The following is a 12,657-nucleotide window of genomic DNA, read 5'->3' on the forward strand; positions in this document are numbered from 1 at the left end:
CCTGGGGTATGGACCCAAATAAAAGTAGAGCGATCAAAAAGAAAAAAGCCGGAAACAATAACGCTGAAAATTACGCTGCTTGCTCAGCTTTTTTCTCACCTTCTTGCTCAGATTTCTTCTTAATGATTTGGCGTTTTAACAAACGCGCACGTTGTGACAACTCTTTATCGTCTGCTTTCATTAAAAAAACATCAAGACCACCGCGGTGCTCAACAGAACGCAACGCACTTGCAGAAATGCGCAAGCGATAACTTTGCTGTAACACTTCTGAAATCAATGTCACATTGCAAAGATTTGGTAAAAAACGACGCCGAGTCTTATTATTTGCATGGCTAACATTATTACCATACAGAACCGTCTTCCCTGTCAATTCACATGCACGAGACATAAACTTCACCCTTAAAACTCTAAGAAACTTTCAAATCCCTATACCCAAAGGATAGAATTAACGTAAAGCACGCACAACACTACCTCGAACGGGCATCATTGGGAAGTTTCTTTCTAATAGGGGGTCGACAACAAAAGGTCAAGTCTTTTATAAAACCTTTTTCATCTCTTATGGGAGCATTTTTCATCTTTTTCTGCAATAAGGCGTACAAAATGTTTTTTTAAAGTCATACCATGTTAGAATGAAAGCTTATTGTCCTGAAAGGAAATATAAATCATGAGTAAACAAGAGTCCCCCATGACAAAGCTTCAAGAAAATCCTAACCGTTTTTCTTCTTTTTTGTTTGGAACTTTATGTGTTTGTTTTTTTCTTCTCTTCAGCGCATTAGGTATATGGCAAGTACAACGGTTAAACTGGAAAACAAATCTTATCACCAGTGCCAATCAGCGCATTCACTTGCCCCCCATAAAAGCCCCCCCCAAAAATCAATGGGCAGATGTTACTTTTGAAAAATATGAATATCAACCTGTTGTTATCACGGGAAAATTTTTAACAGATAAAAATATTTTGGTCACGGCTACCGCTCAAAATACTACGGGATATTGGGTTTTGACTCCTTTACAAACCACTGATGACAATACATTGACCTTTATCAACCGTGGTTTTATCCCCATGGATGAACGTAACAATTTTCAAAACTCAGAGCAATTGGATACAAATGCCCCATCTCAGCAACATTCTACCACGAACACAGAACAAACAACGATCATAGGTTTATTACGCATGAGTGAAAAAAATGGATTTTTTCCACGCAAAAATAATCCTGACAAAAATTTATGGTATACGCGCGATCTCCCCGCTATGGCACAAAAACTTGGTTTGTCCACTGTTGCCCCTTATTTCATTGATGCCGAAAAAAAAACAACCCCACAAGCAAACCTTCCCATTGCTGGTCTTACGATTGTACATTTTCGAAACAATCATCTCGTTTATGCAATCACGTGGTTTATTTTAGCCGCTGGGATGTTAGGAGCTTTTCTTTTTCTGCTAAGGCAAAAAAACTAAAAAATTAAAAGTAAAATACCCATCCCCCAATATAGTCTCATTAATATGCTTCATAATAGAGCATATCTTAACGCTGTTGTATTAAACACACCATAAAATCTGTTTTTTCAAGAAACAATAGTTTGATAATCCTATCATTTTATAACCAAAAAGACTTCAGATATCGTAAGACTCTTTCACTTCAAATCTTCTTATGCTGAAGCAATCAAAATCATTCTCTTGGCTCCCCACAAGCAAAAATAACCGTACGGATAAAATTATTGAAAATAAATACCTCTTCCATCTCAAGGACCAAGAGTTGTTAAAATATTGAGAACTTATCAAGAATTAAGAATACCGACTTGCGCTTTTATTTAGTAAAAATCATAGGCATACAATGAATCTGTTATCCTATTCACGAAGAATTTACACGATACTCTTCAAAAGACCATCATAAAATAGGAAGTGATTCATTAAAGAAGAAATGCACAAAAATGTGAAGCAATGCATTATCCCCATTCTAAAAAAACACTGTTATAAACGCTTTTGAAAAAACTAACGCACAATTTAAAAATAACAGGAAAGATGGGCGCTCATTCCTATTATATTTTTGCCTCATTTGATTGTTTGCTGTTCCAGAGATTACTCAAATTTATATACGTAATCCTCTGGCCTGCATCGAACATACAAAATCATAGAGCAGAAAACGTATGGATGCGTTTTTTATTTCAAACCTGCTGCTTCATGAAGATGAGATGTTGCGTTACAAGAAACAAAAGCTTTATGAGACATAACATACTATAAATTCACCAATATACCCGCAATGGATTGGAGAAATATGCTGGATTTTAAGATAATTAATAACAATAACAATAATATACTTAGCTTTGCGTTTATTTATTTTAGTAAGCACTCGTACATACTCTTTTTTTCTTTGCACCATATTCATAAAGATCAGCTTAACAATAATCTATGGACAATCTTTGGCGAGGAAACATTAAGAAGAAACCCGACAAAACAACAAAGTTTTTCGTATCTTGATCATCAATAATACTTTGATTTATAATAATAATTCATTGTTTTGTATGTTGAATGAGAGTCCCGAATATCTTAAGATTCTCTCATTTCAAATTTATTTATTTTGAATCAACAAAAACCATGTCTGTTGCACATTATAAGCAGGATGAGCGTGTGGATAAAATTTGTATAAGAAAGGCTAAAAATGGCTCTTATGAATCGTCTCAAGTGCCAAAAGCCTGTAGCAACACCCACGAACTGGCAAATTGTGTGATGGTACCGGCTTATTACTTCAAAAGCACTAAACTCATTGAAAAAATTTATTATCTTTTCTTTTTCTGATCAAAGTCCTTTTGCACATGAATTACATCCAACTGACATCAAACATTCTAAATTTAGAACATATCTCCATAGTTTTCATTCCCATCTATTGGAATTGCCTCGCTGAAATAACAGACCATTTCTTATGAAAGTATAAAACTATGTCAAGAAATATATATGAGAGGATAAAGGTAAGCGTGCTTATCGTCGTATAAACTTTTAAAACAGTATTGTGTTTTTAAGTATTTTCTTTGACAAGATATCTTGTCTTGCTCTCAATTTCATCTTTTGACGGTGCTCATAAAGGATAAGCCTCCACGGTGCTTCATTTTTAGGTTTAGTCAAGGTATAAGCAAATATTATCTTATTTCTCAGCTCTCACTTTTACTCTATTTTTGCATTTAGAGAATGTATAAGAAAAGCTTTTGTTTCTGAATGCAAGGGAAGAAAATGAGAAAATCTAATAGTGTTCAGTGCCATCATTCAATATAGAAAACTAAATTACCATTTTAAATCAATTTATAGTAAGCAAGGATCTGCTTCTTTTTGGCTTCCTCCCACCATATCAAAGCATGAAGATTTTTAACCCCATCTGGTTTGTAAACAATCCGGATTCTTACCGTGTGTATTCCTCATGTAAAACAGAACGTCATTGACTTGCTAATTCACGAGCTTTTTTTCAAGAAACATTTCTCAAAGCACCCAAGCCCATTTCACGGCAGCGCCCATGAAGGGTATAAAGGTAAATCCATTGAGCACCTCCATCTTTACGCTTGATCTTCCTACTCATACGATTACAAAAAGTCTACAGAAAAGGCCTATCTAAGAATATTGACCATGCACTAAAACAACATTTAATGTATCAATGAAACGTGTATATCCTCTATTACCACATCTTCAATGACAGCATTCCAAGATAACAGAATAATAGAAAAAAGATGAATCATTCTTAGTGTATTTTAACAAAGCAATTTATTCTTTCAGTGTATTTTTCTAAAGGCTTATGCTATAAATGTATAAGTTTATTTTTCTGAAATTTTAACTCTTTCATTTTTAAGGCTTCTATAATGGGTGTTGTTGCCAAAAATTTTCCCATACCTGATCTTCATCAGATTCGTCGTGTTCTTCTTTCTGTATCTGATAAAACAGGTGTTGTTGCATTTGCACAAGCCCTTCATGCGGATTATAATATTGAATTGATTTCAACAGGAGGAACAGCCCAAACACTCATAGCTGCTGGTTTACCCGTAAAAGATGTTGCTGAAGTTACCGGATTTCCTGAAATAATGGATGGGCGTGTTAAAACACTCCACCCTTTGATTCATGGTGCTTTGTTAGGGGTAAGAGAAGATCCTAGCCATAAAGATGCTATGGAAAAGAACAACATTCATGGAATTGATCTTTTAGTGGTGAATCTTTATCCTTTTGAAGAGACAGTCCAATCAGGCGCCGACAATCAAACAATTCTTGAAAATATTGATATCGGCGGACCGGCGATGATTCGCGCAGCGGCAAAAAATTATGCTTATACCGGTGTTGTAACAGCGATAAACGACTATGTTTCGATTCTAGCCGAATTAAAACAGCATAACGGATGTTTAGGCTTATCCACACGTCGTCAGCTAGCAATGCGCGCTTATGCACACACCGCTGCTTATGATACAGCAATAGCAGCGTGGTTTGCACGGGATTTAAAAATTGAAATTCCATCATGGCAGAGTTTTTCCGGTCATCTTGAAAGTGTTATGCGCTATGGGGAAAATCCACATCAACAAGCAGCATTTTATCGCAATAATGAAAAGCGTTTTGGTATTGCAACAGCAAGACTTTTACAAGGCAAAGCGCTCTCTTATAACAACCTGAATGATACAGATGCAGCCTTTGAACTTGTGGCAGAATTTGATCCGCAAAAAACTGCTGCTGTTGCTCTTATTAAACATGCCAATCCTTGTGGTGTTGCAGAAGGCAAAAATTTGAAAGAAGCTTATTTGAAAGCTCTTATGTGTGATAACGTATCGGCATTTGGTGGAATTGTTGCTTTAAATCAGACCCTTGATGAAGAATGTGCAGAAGAGATTGTTAAAATTTTTACAGAAGTGATTATTGCTCCTGATGCCACAATGGCGGCACGTGAAATTATTGCCAAGAAAAAAAATCTTCGTTTGCTTATTACAGGTGGAGTTCCTGATCCACGTTGTGGAGGACTTCTTGCTAAAACATTAGCGGGAGGCATTTTAGTGCAATCGCGTGATAATGTGGTGGTTGATGATCTTAAATTGCAAGTAGTGACAAAGCGGGCACCAACTCAAGATGAAATGCGTGATCTTCAATTTGCTTTTCGTGTAGCAAAGCACGTTAAATCGAATGCTATTGTGTACGCGAAAAATAGTGCAACAGTTGGAATTGGAGCCGGACAAATGAGCCGCATTGATTCAGCAAAAATTGCTGCAAGTAAAGCAGCAGAAAGTGCGCTAAGAGCAAGCTTAACAGAAACTCTCACAAAAGGATCAGTGGTTGCATCAGATGCATTTTTTCCTTTTGCCGATGGTTTATTAGCAGCAGCTGAGGCAGGTGCAACAGCAATTATTCAACCAGGAGGCTCCATGCGTGATGCAGAAGTTATCACAGCTGCTGATGAGCAAGGTTTAGCTATGGTCTTTACAGGAACACGACATTTCCGACATTAATCATTTTGTAGATTTCCCTTCATATAAGATAAATATTTCAAGGAATTTTTCATAATCGTCATCTGTCGATTGATAACTGTTGCAATGAGAGCAATTATTTAATTCAAAGAATCTACGCGTAATGAATAAATTTATCACCACAACGAACAAACATAATTGAGCCATTGTTTTAGAGATAGAATAGCGTAGTCGTTAGTAACTTTAATAGTCTGTCCTTTTATATGAGACAAGTGTTAAAATGGTTTCTTTTATGTGTAGATGCATACCTGTTATGACATTATAGCACAACTCTTTTTAGTAATATGTTCTATCTTTAAACTAAAAAGTGTAATATAAAGTTTGAGTAGAGGACATGAATATTCTACGTTCTTATAATAATTGGCGTCGTTATCGTCGAACCGTTAACGCATTGAACCGTCTTTCAACGGATGAGCTGAGTGATCTTGGCATTTATCGAGGTGATATTAAGTCCATTGCACGGCGTTATTCGTATAGATCTTTCTAAAAGTTGTTTGAAGTTGAGAGAATGCTTGTTGTATAAGAAAATGAGCGTTGAGCAGTTGGTTATTATGACTTCATTTTTAGTATAATAACAAAAAGCAGAGAGAATATTTATATTTTTTCCACATATCGTTGCTATGTGTTATTTCTTGAGTTCTCAATGCTTTTATAATGAACTACATTTGATTTATAAAAAGAGTTTATTGTTTTCCACATTGAATGAGAAGTTCTAATATTGTAGGCTTTTTCCATTTCAAATTGTTTCATGTTCAATCAATAAAAATCATTCGCTTGCATATCACAAGCGAGGTTGGCGTATAGGCAAAAAAACAATCAAGAAAGAAATAAAAAAACTTTTATAAACACTCTCAAGAGCACAAGGCTATCGCACAACATTGAACGTAGACAAAGTAGAGTACCAGCTTGCGCTTTTATTAAGCGTAAAGATGGAAGTGCATGCGAGTATATGCAAAACTCTAGTGGAGTATCATGTCAATGTTTTTATGCTCAAACAAAGATTATCATAGATCCCCATCAATTTGATTTTTATGAATATAACGCAAAAAGCATGTATGAATACTTGTAACAAAAGCAAAGCTTGAGGGGCATTCGTAAAGCTAAGTGTGTAATTGTCATTGTTTGCTTAAATATCTGATAAAATCCGAAATATTTCTCCAATCCAGCACTGGTATGTTTTACCTTTTATGATATCGTTATACTTCTAAAGCCCGTACTGTTTTCTGTTGCTTATCAATCAACATCCCCAATCTTAACACAGTAATAATGTAAGATTAAGATGGCTTAATGCTTTTCTATATCAGCTTTTTTATGCAAGATGGTGACAGAAAATATGAATCTATAGATTTGGTTTACTCCTAAAATGGGAAACAACCTAATTCGACAAGAAGAGAAAATCTTAAAGATAAAAACCCATCCTCATCTTTATTATCATTTTTTACTTTGCTTTACAATTTTCAAAAGCATTGAGAATAATAGTTTTAAAGAATGGAGATTACACATGATCACACCTTTTTCTCTCGCTCTTTAATAAAATCGTATCCCTCAGGCAAAATAAAAGATCCAAAATTAAAACGACATTATATGCTGCACATTCACACGATTTTGTTTTAAGGAAACATCCCTCAATGCTTGTGATCCCCCTCTCATGATAACATTTATGAAGAATCATAAAATCTCCTGAGCATTATCTCCTTTATGCTTATGAAGAAACAAGCCGGCACCATCACACACTTTGCCAGCTTGTGGGTGTATCGGGGACAGCCCTTAGCACGTAAAACAATTCAGAAGAGCTATTTTATTCCTTTCTTCCATAGGTTTTATTTACACGCCAAGTCTTCTTATAACGTACAAACCTATACTTTTAGTTTCCTCACTATAAACAGATTTGCAAAGAAAGAATCTCACAATTTTCGAATTTTAAGTTTTAAAAAATAATTAGTATAAATCAATATGTTAATCTCTTTAAAAATGTGAAAAATAAAGCATCATCCACATTCTTTAAAAGCTGTTATTCTAGATGCTTTGAAAAATCATAAAGCAAAATAAAAAGAAACGGTAAAAATGGGAGACACAATAACCCTACACCATTTACGGGAGATTTTTACATTATATTCTATACGGATTCCATCGTAAAATGGGAACAATAAACATTGAACGATATTTCCTTTAAAACAAGAATGTGCATTTGCAGGAAAACATTTGACTATCTTAAATATGCAGCTTTCTCAGAGATAAATATTGATCACAACAATACATGCAAAAACTTTCTAAGACATGCAACAGCTTGACTTTCTCTCCACACTTTTAAAAGATAAAAATTCTTAACCAATACCGATCTATCAAAAATTCTGTTTATCTGAAATCAATCCCCTTAGCACCACCTCATGAGATTCTATAGGCAAACCTTGCCTAAAAATACCCATTACATACTCTAAAAAGTACCTCATGTATAAAAATTTACATGGCCTTCAAATTTTGAAAATATTACCACAATAAGCGATGATGTTTCGCGGTATGAAGATAAAATATATGAACTACAGATCAGAACATTGTTCTGATTTTTTATCAAATGCTTTACGGATAAAGCGCCAACGAACTTTTTCCTGCAATGCAGGGCGAAAATATAAAACAATTTGTTGCGTCCGTTGTGGACCTGTTAATTCCGCAAAATCAATCGAATCTTCAAGACAAATATCCGCATCAGGCGAAATAAAATACCATACTTGCTCGTTCTTTACGTGCTCATTCTTTATGGCTAAACACACACGCTTGCCATCATAATTAACTTCAACTTGTGGATGAAGATGAAAGCGAACAGCAACATGATTCTGTTCGCTTTGCGCACTCTTATGTCTCTTTCCCCCTTTATTTGGCATAAAAAAGCGATCAAACCCCTCGATCATATCTCCATTTGTCGCCAAAATAAGACCACGCTCATGAATAAGATTAAAAGAACGCACATAACCATTATGACTCGCAATAAAACCTGTCTTCTCTGAATCCTCTATACGGCGCACTTGAACATCCGTTGGTCCATCAAACAAAAAGGAAGCTCCACTTTTCTTTTTTTTATAAAAAACGCCTACCGAACAATCATTAAGTGTAGCTGTTGAATGTGCTGCAGTAACACGCCCTAAATATCGATAATCTTCCCGCCCATCAGGATTAACACCGGTATTGATAATAAAACGGTGCCCTTGTGAAGACATTTCAAAAGACAAACACCCCGAACAAGCCTGCTGTGCTACAAAGCGAGGTGGAAACTTTCCTGTATCTGCAAGCACTGTTGTTTGATTGGCTTTTAAGCGCTGAAATCCTGAATAACGGGCATAACTAAAAGGATGCCCTCCTGTTTCATCAAGCTCCAAAAGTGATAATAATCGTTCCGACACAAGAGGACCAACCCCATTAAAATGGGCCAATGTTTGATCTTCATGGATAAAGAATCGTAAAGCTGGCAACATACGCTCAACAGAATCAATCAAAATACGGGGTGCTGTTTCATTACTACGCATAAAAAGATGCCGTAACGACAATAAATCCGATAACAAATTCAGCAAAATAACAGGACTACGGGAAATATGCCCACCATCAACTAGGATTTGACGTGAAAGCTCCTCTATAAGCATCGTTTGTACCTTTTTTTTCACTGCCACAGAAACAGGCAAAGCAAGAGAGGCGAAAGTCAAAGCTGTCGCTGCTTGTAAACGTTGATCATCATATTCCATACTGCAAATTGTTACGCGCAAATAACGAAATTGCAAACCAAGCGCACGTAAAAAGCGTTTTTCAAACCGCTCACTTGCTCCCTCTAACAACATTTTTGAATGACAAATCCACGAAATCAAGCGCCGTGCCACAACAGGACTACTCCAAGCAAGCCCTTTTACCTTCTTACCAGCATGATCAAGCCAATCTTCTAAAAGAGAGCGTGCATGTGCAGAAGCTAAATTACTTTCTGCTGCCTCCATATGGCGCAACCAATGAAAATTATGTAGAGCCGTTTCCCATTCAAGCGTTGGAGGAGCCAATGAAAATGGCGAAACAGCACCAGAATGAACCACATGACGAGCAAAAGCAAAACGACCATGATAAAATTCATGGGCCATCATTGGGTCAGCCACATGCAAATCAATAGGATGTGCTAAAATTTTATGAGGGCGGAATCCTGAAAATCGCCAGCGAAACAATGGCCCAACCCATAAACGCCGCATAAAGTGCTGCAGAGTATCGACATAGGCCACTATTTTTACCTGAGGAGCTTTTACTGCAACCGCCAAAATCTTATCTCCATTTATGCTGAATCAAATACAATTTCGACCATTTTTGTAAATGAAGCGTTAATTAAGCAATTTTTCGTAAGCGCGCAGCGAAAAAACCATCCATTCCTAAAAATGCAGTTTTCTCAGCATCGAAATTTTTATGACAAAAATCCGCAGGCGTTGTACGCAACATCCCCTCACAAAGCAAATGTGCCAGTGCTCCCATTTCCTCTGGATAAATAGGTTCTAAAACAATATCATTGCGTGTTGATAAAATTTTTTCAATGAGATCTTCACCTTCTTCTCTTGCTAGGGAACAATTGGAAAAAATAATACGTCCCCCCTCCTTTACCAAGGCAATTGCAGCGACAAGCAACTCATATTGCAACGCTGCTAACTTGATGATATCCTTCCTCGACTTCGTCCATAAAATATCTGGATGACGACGGATTGTTCCTGTAGAAGAACAAGGAGCATCAAGAAGAACCGCATCAAAAAGCTGTGTGGGGTGGAAATTTCTCACATCACCCTGCCAAGTTTGAACTAAAAAATCAAGCCGTTCCATATTTTCTTTTAAACGCTTGACGCGGTTAGCAGAAAGCTCAATTGCTGTCACTTCTGCCCCCTGCAAAGCCAATTGTGCTGTTTTCCCCCCAGGGCTTGCACAAAGATCAGCAACGCGTTTACCCCGTATATTCCCAAGTAAACAAGCAGGCAAGGCTGCAGCAAAATCTTGAACCCACCAAGCTCCTTCACAATAGCCTGGTAAATCAGAAACAGAACACTCCAGACGATTCAATCGAACAGAGCCATTAGGCAACACAACACCGCCAAGTCTTTCAGCCCATCCAACGCTATCAGATTTCACTGTCAAATCGAGAGGGGGTTCCATACTTTGAATTGCTATAATCTGATGTGCTTTTTCTGTTCCATAAGCTGACACTAAAAGCTGTCCAAACCACGCTGGAACACCTTCAATGGTAGGAACTTGTTGGCATAAAAGCTCTGCCTCACGCGCAACATTGCGCAAAAGAGCATTCACAACCCCTGAAAAACGATGCATACGAGGATCAAGTTTTGCCACACGTACAGCTAAATCAATAGCCGCATGATCAGGAATATCAAGATAAAGAATTTGTGCAACACTGATATGCAAAAGATGCTGAAGTGAAAGTGCTTGTGAAGGCAAAGGACGCACCAAAAATCGTGAGAAAGCCGCTATAATCTGCCTTCGATGACGTAATGAAGCTATCAAAATAGCCCGACACAACAAACGATCTCGTTGTGAAAGTTTTAAATAGTGTGGATGTCCGTGTTCATTATCCGTCAAACCAGAAAGAGGCGTACACTTATCAACCACCGCCCCTAAAAGGCGCACACACACCTGCCGAACAGCTAATCCTGGAACATTTTTTTCAGACACATGCCCCGCTTTTTTGTGTTTCAAAACAACAACCTTTATATCACTGTTTTCTCAAGAACTCCCAGAAATCTTCTCAAAAAATTCTATGAACGAGATCTTTTTGAATTATCATAACGAAGCCAAGAAGGACGTTTTGTCATACGCTGAAAAGTGCTGTTTTCTTGCTCTCCTGATGCATAAGCCTGACCACTGCGAAAATCTCCATAATTCATCTCATCATTGCTTTTTTTATTCATACTGCCTTCTTCATTCCATCCCCCATTTTCAGCAAGAACCCCTTTCATCTCTTCTGCTTGCCGATAAAGAGCAGCAATACGATTTGCCGTTGCAGGATGTGTTGAAAAAAGACTATCCGCTCCCTCACCGCTCAAAGGATTGATAATAAATAGATGTGCTGTTGCTGGATTATGCTCTGCTTCTTCATTATATACCCCACGTCCCCCATCAGCAATCTTACGCAATGCGGAAGCCAACCATAAAGGATTACCACATATTTCAGCCCCTCTCCGATCTGCAGCATATTCACGTGTACGGCTAATCGCCATTTGCACCAGCATCGCTGCAAAAGGAGCCACGAGCAAGGCAATAAATCCTCCAATTGCCCCAGCGCCATGAGAATCTTCTGAAGAGTTGCGCGGTCCTCCCATAAAGAAAGCAAAATTACCAAGCATTGAAATGGCTCCTGCAATCGTTGCGGTTAGAGTCATTGTTAATGTATCACGATGCTCAATATGTGCGAGCTCATGCGCCATAACGCCGGCAATTTCCTCCGAACTCAACCGCTTTAACAATCCAGTACTTGCAGCAACAGCTGCATTTTGCGGATTACGTCCCGTTGCAAAAGCGTTTGGCTGTGGATTCTCAATAACATAAACTTTTGGTTGAGGAAGAGAAGCTCTTTGCGCTAAATCACTTACAATTTTATAATAAACCGGCGCAGAATGCTGATCAACTTCACGCGCCCCGTACATGCGTAAAACGATTTTATCTGAATTCCAATAAGAAAAAAAGTTCAAAGCACTTGCCATCAAAAGAGCAATGACCATGCCACTGCCCCCTCCAACAAGATAACCAACCCCCATAAAGAGAGCAGTTAAAAAAGCCAAAAGCATGGCTGTACGCATTATATTCATTACTCAAAAAACTCCATGATAAAAGTTTATCAATACTATATGATGGGGTTTTCTTTCTGTTTCTTCAATAGAATAGGTATAAAAATGAATAAAAAAGACGAGAAAACGAGCAAAAAAAATGCAACTGTCGTTAAACAACAATCTCTCTCACCCGCAGCACAACGCGCCCTTAAAGAAGCTGAAGAACGACGAAAAAGCGAAGCAAAAAAAGAACAACCTGTCGAAAATGGTGGACGCGGCGGCAAAGACCCTTCGCGCTATGGAGACTGGGAAATTAAAGGCCGCGCCATTGACTTTTAAAATTCAACTTTAAAAAAACCAACACTATTTAAAACAAGTTTTTAAAGGAGATCCGTTTTTG

8 protein-coding genes are annotated in these 12,657 nt (G+C 37.5%); 4 read left to right on the top strand and 4 right to left on the bottom strand.

Annotated elements, in window-relative coordinates:
- Positions 1–70 precede the first annotated feature (70 nt).
- A complete protein-coding gene (gene rpmB, locus ACFIMW_RS05270) occupies positions 71–388 on the bottom strand; it encodes a 50S ribosomal protein L28 (RefSeq protein WP_375606026.1) in 318 nt (105 codons plus the stop codon).
- Between the two features lie 276 nt (positions 389–664).
- On the opposite strand from rpmB, the gene ACFIMW_RS05275 reads away from it, so the two are divergent.
- The 3 genes from ACFIMW_RS05275 to ACFIMW_RS05285 all read left to right on the top strand — a co-directional run bounded on the left by ACFIMW_RS05275 (position 665) and on the right by ACFIMW_RS05285 (position 5,962).
- The gene (locus ACFIMW_RS05275) at positions 665–1,453 is read left to right on the top strand and encodes an SURF1 family protein (protein ID WP_375608466.1); all 789 of its coding nucleotides are present in this window, start codon (positions 665–667) and stop codon (positions 1,451–1,453) included.
- A gap of 2,384 nt (positions 1,454–3,837) precedes the next feature.
- Complete coding sequence (purH, locus tag ACFIMW_RS05280; RefSeq protein WP_375608465.1) at positions 3,838–5,457, top strand: bifunctional phosphoribosylaminoimidazolecarboxamide formyltransferase/IMP cyclohydrolase; 1,620 nt, start codon at positions 3,838–3,840, stop codon at positions 5,455–5,457.
- 352 nt (positions 5,458–5,809) lie between these two features.
- On the top strand, positions 5,810–5,962 hold the full coding sequence (locus ACFIMW_RS05285) for a DUF1127 domain-containing protein (protein ID WP_375608464.1): 153 nt from the start codon (positions 5,810–5,812) through the stop codon (positions 5,960–5,962).
- Between the two features lie 2,050 nt (positions 5,963–8,012).
- On the opposite strand, the gene ACFIMW_RS05290 is transcribed toward ACFIMW_RS05285, so the two are convergent.
- The 3 genes from ACFIMW_RS05290 to htpX form a co-directional block, all read right to left on the bottom strand.
- On the bottom strand, positions 8,013–9,758 hold the full coding sequence (locus ACFIMW_RS05290) for a heparinase II/III family protein (RefSeq protein WP_375608463.1): 1,746 nt from the start codon (positions 9,756–9,758) through the stop codon (positions 8,013–8,015).
- Between the two features lie 64 nt (positions 9,759–9,822).
- Positions 9,823–11,187, bottom strand: coding sequence for an RsmB/NOP family class I SAM-dependent RNA methyltransferase (locus ACFIMW_RS05295; RefSeq protein WP_375608462.1), 1,365 nt, complete (start codon positions 11,185–11,187; stop codon positions 9,823–9,825).
- A gap of 59 nt (positions 11,188–11,246) precedes the next feature.
- Entirely contained in the window at positions 11,247–12,296 is a 1,050-nt protein-coding gene (gene htpX, locus ACFIMW_RS05300) for a zinc metalloprotease HtpX (RefSeq protein WP_375608461.1), read from the bottom strand.
- 84 nt (positions 12,297–12,380) lie between these two features.
- Between htpX and ACFIMW_RS05305 the strand changes: the two genes are divergently transcribed.
- Positions 12,381–12,596 (top strand): DUF1674 domain-containing protein, encoded by a 216-nt coding sequence (locus ACFIMW_RS05305; protein ID WP_375608460.1) that lies wholly within the window; start codon positions 12,381–12,383, stop codon positions 12,594–12,596.
- Positions 12,597–12,657 lie beyond the last annotated feature (61 nt).

It is taken from the genome of Bartonella sp. AC329YNZD (assembly GCF_042196685.1).
GTDB lineage: Bacteria > Pseudomonadota > Alphaproteobacteria > Rhizobiales > Rhizobiaceae > Bartonella.